This is a genomic window from Maribellus luteus (assembly GCF_003576475.1).
Classification (GTDB): domain Bacteria; phylum Bacteroidota; class Bacteroidia; order Bacteroidales; family Prolixibacteraceae; genus Draconibacterium; species Draconibacterium luteum.
Genome location: NZ_QWGR01000006.1, coordinates 95,548 through 114,780 on the forward strand (window position 1 = coordinate 95,548; position 19,233 = coordinate 114,780).

Annotated in this window: 12 protein-coding genes and 1 pseudogene; all 13 read left to right on the forward strand. The window is 42.2% G+C overall.

The window, feature by feature from the left end:
• Nucleotides 1-88: 88 nt before the first annotated feature.
• The 13 genes and pseudogenes from D1614_RS12275 to D1614_RS12330 all read left to right on the forward strand — a co-directional run bounded on the left by D1614_RS12275 (nt 89) and on the right by D1614_RS12330 (nt 19,228).
• A complete protein-coding gene (locus tag D1614_RS12275; RefSeq protein ID WP_206610006.1) occupies nt 89-3,535 on the forward strand; it encodes a TonB-dependent receptor in 3,447 nt (1,148 codons plus the stop codon).
• A gap of 17 nt (nt 3,536-3,552) precedes the next feature.
• Entirely contained in the window at nt 3,553-5,544 is a 1,992-nt protein-coding gene (locus D1614_RS12280; protein ID WP_119438242.1) for a RagB/SusD family nutrient uptake outer membrane protein, read from the forward strand.
• 50 nt (nt 5,545-5,594) lie between these two features.
• Entirely contained in the window at nt 5,595-6,905 is a 1,311-nt protein-coding gene (locus D1614_RS12285) for a DUF4959 domain-containing protein (protein ID WP_162304484.1), read from the forward strand.
• A 19-nt stretch (nt 6,906-6,924) separates the two neighbouring features.
• Nucleotides 6,925-8,820 (forward strand): DUF4998 domain-containing protein, encoded by a 1,896-nt coding sequence (locus tag D1614_RS12290; RefSeq protein ID WP_119438244.1) that lies wholly within the window; start codon nt 6,925-6,927, stop codon nt 8,818-8,820.
• 19 nt (nt 8,821-8,839) lie between these two features.
• The gene (locus tag D1614_RS12295; protein ID WP_162304485.1) at nt 8,840-10,651 is read left to right on the forward strand and encodes a hypothetical protein; all 1,812 of its coding nucleotides are present in this window, start codon (nt 8,840-8,842) and stop codon (nt 10,649-10,651) included.
• Nucleotides 10,652-11,200: 549 nt separating this feature from the next.
• Nucleotides 11,201-12,598: a 3-keto-disaccharide hydrolase gene (locus D1614_RS12300; protein ID WP_119438246.1), complete on the forward strand. Its 1,398-nt coding sequence runs from the start codon at nt 11,201-11,203 to the stop codon at nt 12,596-12,598.
• 147 nt (nt 12,599-12,745) lie between these two features.
• Nucleotides 12,746-13,117: pseudogene (locus tag D1614_RS27830) on the forward strand (Gfo/Idh/MocA family protein); the annotation flags it as partial.
• Nucleotides 13,118-13,123: 6 nt separating this feature from the next.
• Nucleotides 13,124-14,056 (forward strand): hypothetical protein, encoded by a 933-nt coding sequence (locus D1614_RS12305; RefSeq protein WP_438268353.1) that lies wholly within the window; start codon nt 13,124-13,126, stop codon nt 14,054-14,056.
• Between the two features lie 267 nt (nt 14,057-14,323).
• The gene (locus D1614_RS12310; protein WP_162304486.1) at nt 14,324-14,734 is read left to right on the forward strand and encodes a Fur family transcriptional regulator; all 411 of its coding nucleotides are present in this window, start codon (nt 14,324-14,326) and stop codon (nt 14,732-14,734) included.
• Nucleotides 14,735-15,147: 413 nt separating this feature from the next.
• Nucleotides 15,148-17,544, forward strand: a complete 2,397-nt coding sequence (locus D1614_RS12315; RefSeq protein WP_119438249.1) for a TonB-dependent receptor — start codon at nt 15,148-15,150, stop codon at nt 17,542-17,544.
• 9 nt (nt 17,545-17,553) lie between these two features.
• Nucleotides 17,554-18,033 carry a DUF4625 domain-containing protein gene (locus D1614_RS12320; protein ID WP_119438250.1) on the forward strand — a complete coding sequence of 160 codons (480 nt, stop codon included), beginning with the start codon at nt 17,554-17,556 and terminating at the stop codon, nt 18,031-18,033.
• A gap of 86 nt (nt 18,034-18,119) precedes the next feature.
• The gene (locus tag D1614_RS12325; protein ID WP_119438251.1) at nt 18,120-18,611 is read left to right on the forward strand and encodes a DUF4625 domain-containing protein; all 492 of its coding nucleotides are present in this window, start codon (nt 18,120-18,122) and stop codon (nt 18,609-18,611) included.
• An 83-nt stretch (nt 18,612-18,694) separates the two neighbouring features.
• Nucleotides 18,695-19,228, forward strand: a complete 534-nt coding sequence (locus tag D1614_RS12330; protein WP_119438252.1) for a dihydrofolate reductase family protein — start codon at nt 18,695-18,697, stop codon at nt 19,226-19,228.
• The last annotated feature ends 5 nt before the right edge of the window (nt 19,229-19,233 follow it).

Genomic DNA, 19,233 nt, shown 5'->3' on the forward strand with positions numbered 1-19,233 from the left:
ACCTAAAAAAGGGCAGGCTTACTGGTACTAATCCTGCCCTTGTCTTAACCACATTTTAGAATCGTAATTAAAACTTACAAACAAATTTATGAAAAAAATCAAGCATGGAGTTTCCATTTTTGGGAACTACGAAAAATTATTGCTGACTATGAAACTATGTCTGCTTCTATTTTTTATCTCAACTTCAACGCTTTTGGGGAAAAGTGTGTATTCACAAAACGCTGCTTTATCCTTACAACTAAAAGACGCGAGTTTTAGAGATTTTGTTGATGCCATTGAAGGCCAAAGCGAGTTTATTTTTGTCTATTACGACGGGATTTCAGACTTTGACAATGGAATAACCATTGATGTAAGAAATCAGTCAATAGAAAAAATACTGGATGAAGTTTTTAAATCCACAGATAAGGCCTATAAAATAATTGACCGGCAAATTGTTATCGGGACAAAAAATGTGACGGTTGAAAAGTCGCAGGTGCCCGATCAAAATACAAAGATAAAAGGTACAGTGACTGACCTTGAAGGGCTTCCGCTACCAGGTGTAACAATTACCATTGTTGGGACCACGCGGGGCGTGATAACTGACAATGATGGAACATATTCTATTGACGCTAAACCATCAGATAAGCTTGTTTTTTCGTTTATTGGGATGGAGAGTCAAACAATAGAAGTTGGGAACCAGTCCACCATTAATGTTAAACTGAAAGAAAAGACAGAAGAACTGGATGATGTAACAGTAGTGGCTTTTGGTAAACAACGCAAAGAAAGTGTAATTGCTTCTATTGAAACAGTTAAGGCTTCAGATCTGAAAATTTCTTCATCGAATCTTACCAGTGCCTTTGCGGGAAAAATTCCGGGAGTGATATCTTATCAGTCAACCGGAGAGCCTGGTGCCGATAATGCCCAGTTTTTTGTGCGCGGAGTTACAACGTTTGGTTATAAAAGTGATCCACTTATCCTTATCGATGGTTTTGAGGCCAGTACAAATGATTTAGCCCGCATTCAGCCAGATGACATTGAAAGTTTTTCGGTGTTAAAAGATGCATCGGCTACCGTACTTTATGGAGCGCGTGGTGCAAACGGAATCATTGTGGTAAGCACAAAAAGCGGGGCTGAAGGAAAGGTTAAAATCTCTGCCCGTGTTGACTTTAACGTGGCAAAACCTACCAAAATGGTTAAGCTGCTTGACGGTGTGGAATATATGCGTCTATACAATGAGGCACTTGTTTCGCGTTACGACGATATGGAGCACGGCGTAGATGAGATTCCTACACCGCCATGGTATAGTGAGGAGAAAATAAGGGCTACGGAACGTGGCGATAATCCGATGATTTATCCGAACGTTGATTGGTATGATATGCTGTTTAAAAATGGTACCACCAACACAAAGGCCAATATAAATCTATCCGGAGGGGGAAAGTCGGCTCACTACTATGTAGCGGGTGGAGTTGATCATGAGACAGGATTGTTAAAGGTTGATAACCAGGATAATCTTAATAATTTCAATAGTAATATTAACATCATTCGGGTTCATTTACGTAGTAATGTGAGCTTTTTATTAAGTCCTACTACCAAATTAGACACACGTATATATGGCCGTTTTGAGAAATATAATGGGCCTTATACCGGTGCCAGTGAGATTTTTAACAGAGTAATGGATAGCAACCCTGTTGATTTTCCTGCTGTGTGGAAGCCAGATGCACGTAATCTATCAACCCGATGGACTCTTTTTGGTAATGCTGATCCAATGAAAACCAACCCGTTTGCAGAGATGGTTCGTGGTTACCGGGAGAACAACGAAAGTACCATTTCGGTGCAGGCTACATTAATGCAAGACCTGGATTTTATTACTCCTGATTTGAAACTGCAATTAAAAGCTTCTGCCAATACATGGAACTACAACTCCGGAGCCAGAAGATATGCTCCGGTATATTATGCATTAGAGCAATACGATTCTTTTACTGAAAATTATACCCTTTATAATCTTACTCCCAATACAGTGCCTTACCTTGGTGATACCGAGGCGAGTAGGGATGGTAATACCCATTTTTACTTTGAAGGCAGATTGAACTGGGATAAAACGTGGGATAAGCATACCGTATCATTGATGACCGTTGGAATTAAAGAACAAAAAATCCTGACCAACGGACAAGGAGGTTCTATTTATTATACTTTGCCCGAACGAAACCTGGGAAATTCAGGACGTTTTTCCTACGATTACGATAAACGTTATTTCGTGGAATATGCTTACGGATACAATGGATCTGAAAAATTCTATGGGAAAAAGCGCTTTGGTTTCTTTCCTTCGTACGGACTCGGCTGGATTCCCTCGAACGAAGCATTTTGGGGAGCAGGCTTAAAGAATACAATTAGTTTATTGAAATTTAAGTTTACTTATGGTAAGGTAGGTAACGATGCCATTGCAAGTCGTGAAGGTCGTTTCTTTTATTTATCGCGAATTGTAAGCGGCGGAGGTGATTACCAGTGGGGTAGAATATTTAGCCAGACTTACTCCGGGTTTCAGTTTGCCCGCTATGCCAATCCGGATATTTCGTGGGAGGTGGCCGACAAATATAATCTTGGAATAGAAGTGGGATTATTTAAGGATGAAGCATTGAAACTTCAGGTAGATTTGTTTGAAGACCATCGTAATAATATCTACATGGTGCGCGAGAACTTTCCTGAAACTGCCGGCTTTCAAACAGCAATTCACGGAAATGTTGGCAAAGTATTGTCCAAAGGCCTTGATGGCTCATTAGACTTTAAATACTCTTTTAATTCTGATTTCTGGTTAATGTCGAGAGCCAACTTTACTTATGCCACCAATAAATACCTGGAGAAAGACGAGAAAAATTACCGGGATAAATATTTAAGTTCCATCGGTCATCCTATTAATCAAACATGGGGATTGGTAGCCGAAAGACTTTTTGTTGACCAGGCAGAAATAGATAACTCACCAAGACAGGAATTTGGTTCATATATGAGAGGTGACATCAAATATTTGGATGTAAACAACGATGGTGTTATTAACAGCAACGACCGTATTCCGATGGGATACCCGACCGTCCCCGAAATTCAGTATGGTTTTGGAATGTCAGCAGGATATAAAGATTTTGACTTTTCCTTTTTCTTTCAGGGGAATGCCAGAGTTTCATTTTATATCAATCCCGAAGGCATAGCTCCTTTTGTTAACCGGCGAAATGCACCAGAGATTATTGCCCGTGATTCATGGAGCGAAACACATCCTGATGTACATGCTTTTTGGCCACGGTTGGCTACCTACCAGGTGAATAACAATATTCAGCAGTCATCCTGGTGGTTAAGAGAGGGGAGTTTCTTGCGTCTTAAAACCGTAGAACTGGGATACAACTTGCCATTTGCAAAAAGATTGGGAATGGATAGTTTGCGTCTTTACTTCAGCGGAGAGAATATTTTTACTGTTAGCTCCTTTAAACTTTGGGATCCCGAGATGCGTGGAAACGGATTAGCTTATCCTATTAACCGACGGTTTAATGTTGGATTACAATTGAACTTCTAACTAAAAAAATAAATAAAATGTACGCATTGAATAAATATATCAGAAGATATGTAAGTACGGCAATCGTTTTACTTTTCTTCTCCTCTTGCAGCGACTTTCTGGACATTGTGCCAGACAATACGATTACGTTGGAAGACTATTTTACAAACAAGGAAACTGCTTATAATGCATTGAGTAATGTTTATGCAGGAATTCCGAATAATCAACTTATACACAATTCCGAATGGTTGTTAGGTGACGACTGGTTGGGACAAAGAGATGCAACAAAAGCACAAAGTGGTTTAGCCGGAACACGTATTATGGAAGGGAACCAAAATACAACAAGTCCGTTGCTTGGTTTTTGGCAAGGATCTAACTACGCAACAGACTTGTATGAAGTCATCCGGTCAGCCAATACTTTTCTGGAATATATTCATTTGGTGAAAGATCTTTCAGATGAAGAGAAAGCCCAGTGGATTGCCCAGGTAAAGTTTCTGAAAGCCTATTACCATTTTATATTGATTCAGCATTACGGGCCTATTACGTTGGTAAAAGAAAACGTTAAACCCAATGCCCATTCAGATGAATTATTTGTCAATCGCTCAAAAATCGATGAGTGCTTTGACTATGTTCTGGATTTAATCGATGAGGCCATTCCTGATTTGGATGACGAAACCTTTGAAGATGAATTGGGAATGATCAATCAATCAATTGCAAAGGCCATTAAAGCACGCATTTTACTTTTTAGGGCAAGTCCGCTTTTCAATGGAAACAAGGATTTGTATGGCGACTTCTACGACCATGACGGAGAAACATATTTTCCGATGGATGAAGAAGGATCGGAGCGATGGACACAAAAATGGAAAGATGCACTGGTTGCAGTAAATGAGGCAATTGACAATTGCGAGACCGAAGGATTTGGTTTGTATGAATATGACGATCAGCCTTATAAATTTGATACGGAAGATTGGGCCGCCAATCCTGAAGCTTTGAAACGGATATATACGCTGAGAATGTTGATTGTAGATCCGTGGAACAAGGAATGTATTTGGGGGCGTACTTATCCTACAGGGCAAAGCAATACAATTCAGGATGCAAGTAACATTCGTTTGCCTCGAACTTTTACAAACGGAGTGCAGGAAACAACAGCTAATTCTTATAACTGGGCCGGAGCAACTTTCCAAATGGTAGCCAGGTACTACACGCAAAATGGTTTGCCTATAGAGGTAGATAAAACGTTTGATAAAAATAATATGTACCGCCTTATATCTACTCCGGCAGAAGATTCTGAGGAGTATGATCCGCTTCGTGGAGTTTTACAGCCCGGATTTATGACCGTTAGTATGTATCTGAACCGTGAGCCTCGCTTCTATGCCAATTTAGGGATAACAGGTGGTTATTGGAGAGGACATCAGTACAGGATTGATACAGAGATGTATGGAGGGACTCCGGGAGGATATGATCCGAGTGTTAGCCCCACTGATTTTCTTTGGAGCGGTGTTGGTGTTCAGAAGTTTGTTCACCCCGAATCAAAGTCCGGAAGCTGGATTCGTCAAATACATTTTCCGTATCCGATTATCCGTATGGCCGATCTTTACCTGATGAAAGCCGAGATACTTAACGAACTTAACGGACCTGGACAAGAGGTTTTTGAAGAAATAAATAAAGTGCGTCAGCGTGCTGGAATTCCAAATGTTGAGGCAGTATGGTCTGATCCTACTTTGTGTAACAGTATGTATCTAAACCGGCATTTGGAGAAGGATGGATTAAGAGAGATCATTATGAGTGAGCGCAGCATCGAATTTGCTTTTGAAGGAAGCCGTTACTGGGATGTAGTTCGTTACAAAAAAGCAACCGCTGAGTTTAACACCCCAGTAACCGGGTGGACAGGGAATGCTTATGGGCAGCAGAATTTCTTCCGCTTGGAGGTTAAACAGCGCCGAAGATTTCTTAACCGTAATTATTTGTGGCCTATTTCTTTAAATGAAATGAATACCAATGCCAATCTTATTCAAAATCCAGGTTGGTAATCTTCAACAAGAGTAAAAATTCTAAAATGAATCATCTCATGCAAAAAAGAATGAAAATATACATAAGTATCCTGGCAGCTATTCTGTTAGGTTTTGGGGCCTGTAAAGAAAATGAACGTTTCGAGATCGGATACAGCGACGATATTCCACCGGCTACTCCCCAGTTTGTCAGATATAAGCCAACATATGGGGGAGCTCGCATTTTTTATACGCAGCCCAACGATAAAGACCTTCTTTCTATTGATGCAACTTATATAAACAAGAAAGGAAAAGAAATGTGGTTCTCAGTGTCTTATTACGAAAACTACATTGATGTTTATGGTTTTGATACAGAAGAACCTTATACCATTCAGCTGTTTGCGGTAGATAGGGCAGGCAATCGATCCGAAAAAGTTCCTGTTGTAGTTGAGCCTTTGGAACCGGCAGTTAAGCAAGTGGCCAGTACAGTTTACTGCATTGCCGGTTTTAGTTCTTTCTACATCAACTGGGAAAATGGTTTGATGCAAAGTATGAATATTTTTCTTGATTACTCCTATCAAAATGCAGAGGGGCAGTTACAGGAAAGTCATATAATCTATACCTCAAGAGAAGCAGAAGAAAGAAGATTTATCCGCGATCCCGGGCTCTCGGTAACAGCACCGGTTAGCGTAAAAGTGAGGGTGGAAGACGAATTTGGAAACACAAGTAATACGCTTGATCTTGGAACGATAACATTGCTGGAAGATCTAAAAATACCAAAAGATATTTGGCAAATCCCGGGCACAAATGACTCTACCATTATAAACAGAGATGGCGAAGTGGTAAATACCGGTGTTCCAATGGGCTTTTTTAATGGACTGGAAGGACGTGATTACATGGCCATTGATGATATTGTTAGTGATGGAACCTTTGTCAATTTTACGCATGCTTACGGATGGGGGCGTACTGGAAACTCAAGGGATGGAAATATGCCCTGGAACTATATCATCGATTTAGGTGACTATTATGAGTTAAGCCGTATTGTGACTCATCAACGGTACCGACACACTGGAGCTAACGAGTACAGTGGACGGGAAGATTATTACCGCGGAGAAAACGTGGGAATTTATGCGATGTGGCGTTGGGATGAAGAAACACAGCAGTGGGACTCCATCACTACTCATAAAATCACCTTCCCGGTTGATTTACCTGATCGTCAGTACAGAATATTGGGACGACAGGGAGATATGGCATATATGTATCCCGAGTCTCCGAAATTCACCAAACCAACGCGTTGGTTCCGTTATGAAGCCATCGCAGGATTTAATGATAACTATAAGTCGCTAAATGGTAATTGTTTGTCAGAAATTACTCTTTACGGGCGAAAATCTGAAGGTTATTAATAACTAATTAAGACTAAAAATGATGAAGATATTTTCAAAAAAGCAAAATACGCTTGTCCGTTTAGGCGGTGTATTTATTGGCATATTTCTGACCTTGTTGATATATAGTTCGTGTGTCGATAGTATCTACGATAATATAAAGGAGTTTTCGAAAGAAGAGATCGTTTATCCTGCAGCATTTGATACTTGCTATGGTACTATTGGCTACGAGAGAGTCGAAATCGATTTGAGAAAAGACGGACGGATTCCGGCCAGTAAAATTAGTATGGGCAAGGCAAAGAAAACGGTGGTGGTTTATGATGAAAACACGCCGGAACCTACAGTTATCAGAATAGACAGTGTTTGTTCATATGTAAATATTACCGGACTTACCGAACCACGTCTTTACCGGTTTAAAATTTATACCGAAGATGAATATGGATCGAGGTCAATTCCACAGGAAATTTCATTGATTCCTTATACTTCTTACGATCGGGATGTGCTTAAATTGGGGATTTTAGACCCAACCGTCTCGGTGGCGCCAAATGCTTTGGTTATGGAATGGCCAACAGGTTTGAATACAATAATGATGGAGTACCATGGTTTGAGTTTTCAATATTCTGATAAGGACGGGGAATCTCAGGATGGTATACGTTCAAAGGAACCTCGTATTTATTGCGGCAATTTGCCTGCAGGACAGGAAATGACTTTCAATATGAAATACAAGGTACTTCCAATCCTTGAAGATGGCTCTAAACTGCTGGATACGCTTGAAGTGGCAAAGCCTTATATTGTACAAATGCCTACACCTGAACAGCAATTTATTCCCCAGGAATTAAAAATCCTAAAAGCTAACGGCATTAGTACATTTACGACTGAAGCAGTGCAAGATATCAACGAGTTGGTATATCCGATGAATATGACCACGTTTGCGGATCTATTCTTCTTTCCAAACGTTTCAACACTTAACCTCACCGGCAAAGGACTACCTGAAACACTGGAAACCTTGACCTATGCAAGAAATAATGAACATAGTATTGTTGGAGGAGGAGAATGGCAGGAATTTTTGATGCCGGTTGATCAGCCATCCAAGATAAACGGGCCTGAAAGTCTCCAGACTTTGAAAGATATGTTGGATGCCGGGCAAATTACCCACATTAAATACATCCCGAAATCAATGGGTTTTGATTTTGATAAGTTTCTGGCGCCTTACGTTGAGTCAGGTGTGGTAGAATTGCTTACAAATGACAATCCGTTTTTCCCGGATCATGTATTCGTAGGTCCGCAATTTTTTGCTAACGGTACTGTACAGACAACAAACTGGAATATGAAGCTTGCCTACTCTGGCGACTTTTTACCTCGGCCAGGCCTTTCAGATATTACTAATTTTGATCCACAGAGCGACATGGTGAATGGTAAACCTGTCGACTTGCATTTAGAGCAACTGATTCAGAGTGATGGTGAAAATATTTACCGTGGTGTCATTGAGCGACACAATCCTTCTTTCTTCTTTGCATTGCCCAGGCAATGGCGCTTTGATAATGAACGTTATCCGTATCTGAAGTTCAAAATGTTTATTGGAAGTGATAAATCACTACTAACTAATGTGGGAGGAAATAGATATCATGTATTCCGGGCACCTTGGATACGCCCAATGAACAGCTTATGGTCATTTGGACAAAATAGTGACTATGGACAGGAGAGTTGGGATGCCGGTCGTCAAGATTTGATGACCGATGACGAAATTCAAAATTCGTGGCGGGAGTATACAATAAATATGAGTAATAATGATGGTGGGGACAATTCCAACAAGCGCAATCGTGTTTATGTCGTGAATATTGGACACGAAGATGGCGTAACATGGAATTATAATGAAGAAAAGCAGCTGGTTATTTACATCGCTGACTTCCGTTTATGTAAAACTCCTAATGATTAACAACATTCAATTTAGAATCATGAATATATTTCGAATTTATAAGTCAATTATATATTTCGCGATTGCATCAAGTACACTTTTTATTGCTTGTGATCGTGACGACGATGATGATGTTCCGGTTATTGTAGATGATGTTTATACACCGGTAGAGATGACGCCTGTAAGTGGTCTTCGTATTGCGTGGGACTACAGTTCTTTGCAGCAGTTGGCTGATGAGGGGAGTAGTCCGGAAATGATCCGTCTTTCTGATTCATCGCTGGTAATGGTATATGAATCAGCAGGAAGCATTCATCTGAAGAAAAGTTTGAACAATGGTGTTTCCTGGGATAATTCTTCGGTCTTGTTCTCAAAATCTACACATAAAGGCTATGATGGGGAATATGAGCTTACTTATACCGATTTGATGGTGCAACCGACCATTGTACTATTAGAGAATGGTGACTTATTGGCCGCATGCGGAGTTAGATACAGATATACCGTTTCGGACTCAGATATTGAATTTCCAGCTTCCATTCGAGTGAGACGCATTGCCGAAAATGGAACTGTTATGGAGCCTGTTCAGGAAGTATATACAAATTTAGGGTGCGAACATCCTGATTTTTTGCAACTTCCTGATGGCGTAGTTCAACTTTACTTTTCAAACGGTTCATCTTCTGTGGATCTAGAGATGATGAGTTCGACTGAATTATCAGTGGATATAGAAGAACAACGGATCGAAATGATAAGTTCCGGCGATGGAGGACAAACATGGTCCGGTGCTGTTGAAGAATTTGGCCCGGATGGTATGTATTCTGCCTGGACGGGAAGTAAGGTTATAGCATCTCGTGCAAATAAAAATAACAATTGTCCTTCAGCTACGATTGTGAACAACGATATTGTGATTGCTTATGGTGATAACAACACCGTAACTTACAAACCCTACGTTGTACGCAGTTCTATTACCAATAACTGGCCATATCCGATTACCGGCGATACGCCTGACCGCGATTATGCTCTATATGAAATCCTGCCTGAAAAATACAATATGGGAGTTCCGGATTTAGTATCACTTCCGCAAGGCGAGACTATTTTGGCCTACGAAACCAATGCCGGAAGACCCAGTGATAAAAAAATAATGGAAGTCGCAATCAGTAGCGAGAATGCGATGGATTTCAAACATCGTACCCGGCCTTTCCCTTTCTCGCTGGATACAGAGGCAGTAGGGAATTCGTTGCTGTATTTTAACGACAGCTCTGTGGTCGCTTTAACTTCTACCGATTTTCAAAACAATGAAACCCTTGCACCGTGGATGATTAAAGGATACCTGGTAAATGAACTCGTGATAAATAAACGTGAGATTGAAAACCATCCAATTTTTGTGGGCGGACAATCTGAAGCAAATATTCGGGTAGGTCTTGGTATTGATGAAACCAACCTGTATGTGGATGCACTAGCCATTGATCCGACTCCGGTTTTAGCTGAAGCAGGCACGGAAAATGGAGACGGTATCTACCTGTATATTGACGCGCCAAATCGCTCTTTACTTGATGTGGACGCAGGTATTTTCAAATTCTGGATTTCATCAAAAGGCGAGGTTGTTCGTTGGGATGGTAAAGAAGGTAGTTGGATACCTGGTTCTTCTGATGGGGTTGAAGTAATTGAAACGGCTACAGATTCCGGTTATAAACTGGCAATTACGCTATCAAAAGAGGAGTTGGTCAATTTTAACACTGATGGTATTCGTTTTGGTGTTGGTTTATCCGACTTTGTTAATCCGGAAGAAGGAAAAACTGAATTATTATCGCTTTGCGAAGATATGCGTTCCAGTACCTGGTTAAAAGTATCTTTCTAAATGAAGTGATTTTCTTAAATAACTATTTATTATTTACTACTATTTGTTAGTTGGCTCAATGAAAATACCGGGATACTTTCCCGGTATTTTTTATTTGCGACCTGCATACTTTTAGCGTAGACTCTTCTTGACTAACAGAATAGTTTCATCTATTAAATTGTTTGTTTTCAAAGATTCGTCAGCTGACGGACTGCCATCTTCTTGTTTGCTCGGGTTTCACACGCTCATGTCATTTTAAAAGGTTTTAGGGACAAGTTTGTAGAATATTAAAGTAGTCTGGAATCACATTTTCAACATTGAATAGAATGTTAACAGGCTCTTTCAGGAATTAAATAATTTTTCTATTTTCGTGCACGTACACGGAGCTGGGGTTTAAATCGGTAACGAATCAGTAGAAGTAGTAAGAATGGCGCTTTGGAAATACAATTTTTGAGTAGGTCACCGCTTCAGTACTGAAGGAGATTCACATTCTGATTATAACTAAAGAATCAACGAGCCAGTCTTTTATAATCATGATCTGACGAATCATAGAATCTAAATAGTGAACAAATGAAGCAACTAACAAAATTTACCACCTTGCTGATCCTTGCCGGATTTCTGGTAAGTGCAAAAGCTGACAAAGAAAACAACTGGACCAATCTTTTTAACGGTAAAAACCTAAAGGGCTGGAAAGTACTAAACGGAACAGCCGAATACAAGGTAGAGAACGGCGAGATAATCGGGACCAGTAAAACAGGTACTCCCAACACCTTTTTGGCCACCGAAAAAAACTACGGAGATTTTATTCTTGAGTATGAAATGAAAATGGAGTCCGGTCTTAATTCCGGGGTGCAGATCAGAAGCAATAGTTTGAAAGACTACAAAGATGGCCGCGTGCATGGTTACCAGGTAGAGTGCGACGATTCGGAAAGAAAGTGGTCGGGCGGAATTTACGATGAGGCACGCCGCGGCTGGCTTTACTCGCTGGAATACAACCAGCCCGCTAAAGGAGCTTTTAAAAACGGCGAGTGGAATAAATACCGTGTGGAAGCCATTGGCAACAGTATACGCACCTGGATCAACGGTCAGCCGGTGGCCAACCTGGTAGATGACCTGACTGCCGAAGGTTTCATCGGACTGCAGGTACATTCCATTGGGAATAATGAGAAACACGAGGGTAAAACCATTCGCTGGAAAAATATCCGGATCATGACAGAAAACCTGGAAAGTGCCCGTATGAAGATGCCCGATGATGTGCGGGAAGTAAGCTATTTAACCAATACGCTTACCGAAAACGAAAAGAATGATGGATGGAAGCTGCTTTGGGACGGGAAAACCACCAAAGGATGGAAAGGAGCAAAAGCAGAGTCGTTCCCGGCCAAAGGATGGCGTATCGAAGACGGAACATTGGTAGTTGAAAAAGCCGATGGTGCAGAATCGGGAAACGGTGGCGATATCATTACTGAGAAGCGCTATAAAAACTTTGTGTTGGAGGTGGATTTCAATATGACAGAAGGCGCCAACAGCGGCATAAAGTATTTTGTGCAGGCAGATCTTAACAAAGGAGAAGGATCGGCCATTGGTTGCGAGTTCCAAATACTTGACGACAAGAATCACCCCGATGCAAAAAATGGATTGCAGGGCAATCGCACGCTGGCTTCGCTGTACGACCTGATTCCGGCCAACGGAAAGTTTTTCAATCCCTTTCTTCAGGTAAAGAGATTTAACGGAGTAAACAGCTGGAATCGTGCACGGATTGAAGTAAACGGAAACCACGTTGCACACTACTTAAACGGTTCTAAAGTAGTGGAATACGAAAGAAATACCCAGGAGTGGCAGGCACTGGTGAATTACAGCAAATACCAGAAATGGGAAAACTTTGGAAATTTCGAAGATGGCCACATTCTTCTTCAGGATCATGGCGACGAAGTGCGTTTTAAAAACATAAAAATCAAAGAACTGAATTAGCTGATTTTATAAATCAGGACCTTTTTAACGATAAACCAATTAAAGATGCAAACAAACAGACGAAAGTTTATTCGGAATTCGATGCTGGGGCTGGGAGCAATGACGATTGTTCCGGGACACGTTGTGTTCGGAAAGCCGGGCCGTGTTATGCCCAGTGATAAAGTAAATGTGGCTTTTTGCGGAATAGGAAACCGTGGTGGGCAGATACTGAAAGATATTATGCGAACCGGCTTGGCCAACAACGTGGCCATGTGCGATACCGATATGGGAGCCAAGCACACGCTCGATTCGATCAAGGAATTTCCGGATGTAAAACAATTCCAGGATTTCAGGGTGATGTTTGACAAAGCCGGGAAAACCTTTGATGCTGTAGTTGTAGGCACGCCCGACTTCTCACATTTCCCAATCACCATTCTGGCCATGTCGCAGGGGAAAGGTGTGTACGTCGAAAAACCTTTGACCCGTACCTTTCAGGAATCTGATTTATTGATGAAGGCGGCGGAAAAATACAAGGTGGTCACCCAAATGGGAAACCAGGGGCATTCGGATGGAAATTACTTTCAGTTTAAAACCTGGGTGGAAAAAGGCATTATAAAAGACGTAACAAAAGTGGTAGCCCATATGAACAGTGCACGCAGATGGCATGGTTGGGACACTGGGATGAAGACTTTCCCAAAGGCTGAACCAATGCCGGAAACACTGGATTGGGACACTTGGCTGGGAACGGCTCAGTACCACGATTACAACAAGGATTTTGTTAACGGACAATGGCGTTGCTGGTACGACTTCGGTATGGGGGCACTTGGCGACTGGGGAGCGCACCTGATTGATACGGTTCATGAGTTTTTGGAGCTGGGCTTGCCCTACGAAGTTGACCCGGTAAAGATCGAAGGGCACAATCCGTTGTTTTATCCGCAAGCCACCACACTCGATTTTAAATTCCCAAAAAGAAAGGGGATGCCGGCGCTTACCATCAGTTGGTACGACGGGGTGGATAATCTTCCGGAATTACCTGAAGGTTATGGTGAATCGGAACTGGCTTCCAATATTCCCGCTGCCAGTACGGGCCAGATTGAAAAGCGAAAACTCAATCCTGGGAAGATAATTTATAGCAAAGACTTGATCTTCAAAGGAGGTTCACACGGAAGTACGCTATCGATTCTTCCATCAAAGAATGCTGAAAAGGTGATGAAAAATCTACCGGAAGTTCCGGAAAGTACATCCAACCATTTTAAGAATTTCTTGCTGGCGTGTAAAGGCGAAGAAAAGACCCGGTCGCCGTTTGAGGTTTCGGGGCCATTGAGCCAGGTGTTTGTTCTAGGTACGCTGGCACAGCGCTTAAATACAAAACTGACTTTCGACCGTGACACGCAGCAGATAACTAACCATACGGTTGCCAACGAATTGCTACAGGGACCGCCACCACGAAAAGGCTGGGAAGAATTTTACCAGTTATAACCAATAAGAAAGCGCTTACATTAAGCGCTTTTTTGTTTTATATGATTCGTTCTTTGAATCAATGAGGCTATGATTTTGTTCCTTGAAATCATTTAGCCGAACTTGTGCTTGTCCGGTAGGCGGGAATGCTGGTTCGCAACTGACAAACAATATGACGTTCAAGTTTTCTATTCAATTATAAACCCTGTTTATTCAAGTCCTCATAATCTTCAAATTTACTTTTTAAAATATTTGCAACATTGTTGCATTTGATATATGTTTGCAACAATGAATCCAAAGGAAATTCTGAATAGTCATAATCTGAAGCGTACCAGTTGTCGCGAAGGCATAATTGAAGTGATTATGTCATCAGATAAAGCATTGTCAGAAAATGAGATACGCGACCGATTGTTTGGAAATTATGACCGAACAACCTTTTATCGTTCGTTTAAAACCCTGGTTGAAAGCAGCATTGTTCACAAAATAGTGGTGGATAACAACCTGGTGAAATATGCGCTCGATAACCAGGTTACCCATAAGAATGAACACGCACACTTTTATTGCAACGAATGTAATTCGGTGGTTTGCCTGGAATCGGTAACCATCGAAAAGCCGGCATTGCCCGAAGGATTCAGCAGCTCAGAGATTGATTTTGTAATAAAGGGAACCTGCAAACTGTGCAAGGAGAAAGCCGAATAGATTGACAAAACACATTCAACATATAGCCTGGGTTTTATGGGTGGTTTTTGCGTTTCCAATAACGTACCAGCCCCTTCACATCGTCTGGCATCATGGCCATCGCGAATCAGCTGATTGTTGCCACGAAGCACATGTTTGTCACATTGGTAACCGGGAAAATCAATCGGGCGAGAGACTTGTCGAAAAAGAGGATCAGTGCCCGGTTTGTGATTTCCAGTTTTCAGTAAACAGTGTTGCGGTTCATATTGTGGCCGAGAGCTATGTGCCGACAGTGAGAATAGCTAGGAACGAGGCGGTCACTGAAAAGTTTGTTCCCTGTATTGTACTCATCAAATCGCCCCGCGCGCCGCCATCTGTAGCGTAACATTCTTCCCCCATATTTTTTAGAATTATACGAACTCAATTTTATTGAAATGAGGAAAATACTCGTGTTGTTGAGCATGAGCGTTGTGTGGTGTGCTGTTTCGGCTCAAAATACTTTTGTGCTTTCCGGCAAGATCACCGACGAGAAAAACAAAGAACTTCCAGGGGCTGCCATTGTGGTAAGCCCGGGAGAAAAGGGAGTTGTTTCCGATGCGCGTGGCAATTACCGGATCGACGGAATAACTGAAGGAAAATACCAGGTTCGGGTGTCTTTTATCGGGTACCGGGAGCTTACGGATTCGGTTCAGGTCAGCTCGAACTCAACTTTTAACTGTAAACTGAAGTTTGTGCCGCTCAACCTGCAGGAAGTAGTGGTTACCGATAATTATGCTGAAACACGTAAAAAGGAAGAAACCCTGAATGTGGAAGTGGTTAACGATGATTTTCTGCGCCAAAACGCGGGAGGAAGCCTGATGAAGTCGCTGGAGCGGCTTCCGGGAGTTTCTACCATCGACATTGGTTCAGGGCATTCAAAACCTGTCATTCGCGGACTGGGTTTTAACCGGGTAGTGGTGGTTGAAAACGGAGTAAAACACGAAGGACAACAATGGGGGGCCGACCACGGACTGGAAATTGATCAATATTCTGTTGATAATGTGGAAGTGATCAAAGGCCCGGCTTCGCTGATGTTTGGCTCCGATGCCGTTGGTGGTGTTATCGATATCAAACAAAATCACCTGCCGGTTGACCATTCAATAAACGGCGAGGTAAACCTGGTTGGAAAGACCAACAACAACCTGCTGGGGACTTCGGTGGAGGTTGCCGGAAGAAAGGACTGGTTTTTTGCAAGGTTACAGGCAACTGTTCTCGATTACGGCGATTATAAAGTGCCTGCCGACAGCGTTGATATTTATTCGTACCGTGTGCCGCTTTACAAAAATCACTTGCGAAATACTGCGGGTTACGAACGCAACTGGCATTTATCGTTCGGCATTGTAAAACCGCGGTTCCAAAGCCGTTTTTTTGTTAGCAATATCAGTAGTAAGAGTGGCTTTTTTGCCAATGCGCACGGCTTGGAACCACGAAATGTTGACACTGAACTACACGATAAATCCAATCGCGATATTTTGTATCCCTTTCAACAGGTCGATCATTTTAAAGTGGTCAATAAAAACTGGTGGAAATATGGAAAAACCAGTTTTACAGCCGATTTGGGTTTTCAGCGAAATTTCAGACAGGAAAAAAGCTATTACACAAGTCATGGATACATGCCACCCGTTTTCCCTGATACGATGAGCTTTGCGGCCGATTTGGAGCGTGAATTTGATAAATATGTGTATACTGGAACTTTAAAGGCCAGTTTGGAGCAAAATACCCAAACGACCTATACGGCCGGAATAAGCAGCGAATACCAGGAGAATCGCATTGATGGGCGGGGATTTATTATTCCGGCTTTTCAGCAATTTACGCTGGGCGGATTTCTGGTTGCGAAACATTCTTTTTCTGAAAAAAGCTTGTTGCAGTTCGGTTTGCGTTTCGATTACGGTACGATTAAAACAGAAGCTTATTACGACTGGTTTTCGTCGCCAACCGAAAATGGCAGCTCGTATTTGCAACGGGCGCAGGACTTAGACCGAAGTTTCTCCAATGTTTCGTGGTCGGCAGGGTATAGCTACTCGCCCGAGCACTGGCTACTTAAAGTAAATGTTGGGAAAAGCTTTCGAATGCCCATTGCCAAAGAGCTGGCAGCAAACGGGGTGAACTATCATCATTTTAGTTACGAGGTGGGAAATCCTGATTTGTCGGCCGAAGTTTCGTATCAGTTGGATGGCGGCGTGGAATACCATTCTCAAAAACTGGCAGTGGGGATAACGCCGTTTCTGAACTACTTTCCGAATTATATTTACCTGAACCCAACCTCGGAGCACGATCGTTTGTACGGAAACGGGAACCAGGTTTATATCTATCAGCAAAGTGAAGTTTTTCGGCTGGGGGGTGAGTTGCATGCGCATTACCAGCTTTTGAAATCGCTTCAGGTGGGAATAATGGGGGAGTACGTTTATTCGGAGCAGTTGTCGGGCGAGAAGAAAGGATTTACACTACCGTTTTCTCCGCCGGCTTCGGCAATTGTTAACCTGAAGTACCGGAAAGAAAAGTTCCTGTTTTTTCAGCATGCTTACACCTCGGTTGATTACCGTTTAACAGCCGCTCAAAACAACATTGTGCCTCCCGAAGAAACAACAGATGCTTATCAGACAGTTAACCTCGGAATGGGGGGAGAAGTGAAAATCAGGCAACAAAACCTGAAACTGTCATTGCAGGTACAAAACCTGTTTAATACCAGATACTTTAATCATACCAGCTATTACAGGCTGATTAATTTACCCGAATCGGGACGGAATTTTATCTTGAATGTTTCCATTCCCTTTTCGGGCGAAATAAAATAAACAATTATTATGAAAACAAATTTGAGATTCTTACTGCCTCAGGCGAAAACAATTATTTACGGATTGTCAATGTTCACTGTATTCTTTCTTGCAAGTTGCAGCGACGACGATGATTCGCAGAAGCCCTTGGTGTCAAACCTGGAAGTGGGGCACGGCGATACGATTCACATTGGTGAAGGAATTCACCTGGAATTCGATGCTGAAGACGATGGCTTGCTGGACTATTACCGCATTCAGATTCATCCGGAAAACGGGCACAATAAAAGTGCTTTGGGAGAACTGGCCTGGGATTACGACAGCACCTTTACAGAGGTTTCGGGTTTGCGCAATCATACGGTGCATCATCACAACATTATGGTGCCCGAGGAAACAGCTGAAGGTGCGTATCATTTCCACCTGATGGTTGCAGACAAAGCCGGAAACGTGACGGCCATTGAGCGGGAACTTGTGGCTACTCACGAGGAAGGTGAACATACCCACGAAGATTAACTTATTTCTAAAAATGCAGGGAAGAGCCGGCGACAGGCACTTGCGGGCTCTCTCTGCAAATATTTAATTCTTAAAATATTGAAACGATGAAGACGCAAAGTAAAATTCTTTTATTACTAATGCTGGCAATAACTGCTTTTGCCTGTTCCGAAACCGACGACAAAGACGATCAGAAACCTGTAATAAGTATGTCAGGAACTGAAGTATTTCCGAATAACTGTGATACGCTCTATTTTGGGGAAGCCTTCACTTTCCGGATTCACTTTTCGGATAACCAGGAACTCGGTTCTTTCAGTATTGCCATGCACAATAATTTCGACCATCATTCGCACAGCACCGAGGTAACAGAGTGCGTATTCGGACCCGTAAAGACTCCGGTTAACGCGTTTACTTTTATTGAAGATTACCCCATTCCGGAAGGAACCAAAGAATACGAAGTAAACATGAGTGTTGAAATTCCGTTGGGCGAAGGAACTATTCCTTTTGATGAAGGCGATTATCACTTTTTTATCAGTTTAACTGACAAGGCTGGTTGGTCGACGCAAAAGGGGCTAAGTATAAAAATTCTGCACCGTTAAGCGCTAAATGAATTTTGCCGTGTTTTATTGACGAGGTAATGAATTCTCCCTATATTACACGACAACTTTAGACTGCTTTCAACATGAATTACGTATTTATAGCTCAGAGTATTGACGGATATATTGCCGACAAAGACGGCGGTATTAAATGGCTGGAGAGCGTGCCCAACCCCGATCAGATTGACATGGGGTATAAGGCTTTTATGGAAAGGGTAGATGCCATTGTGATGGGACGGGCTACTTTTGAAACCGTTTTGGGATTTGGCATTCCGTGGCCTTACGAAAAACCTGTTTTTGTGCTCAGTAACTCGTTGAAAACGATTCCTGATACATTACAGGAAGAAGTGGAGTTAATGGCCGGTTCTCCGGAGGAAATATGCGCTGCTTTACAAGACAGAGGTTACGAGAATCTGTACATCGACGGAGGCAAGACGATTCAGTATTTTCTGGCAGAAGATTTAATCGATGAAATGATTATCACCACCATTCCGGTAGTTCTTGGCGGAGGTATTTCTTTGTTTGGAGAACTTCCGGCCCTGCTGGAATTCAGCCGGCTGAAAACCGAAGTTTACCTGGACGAGGTGGTCCAAACCAGGTATATCCGAAAAAATACTTAGGAAAA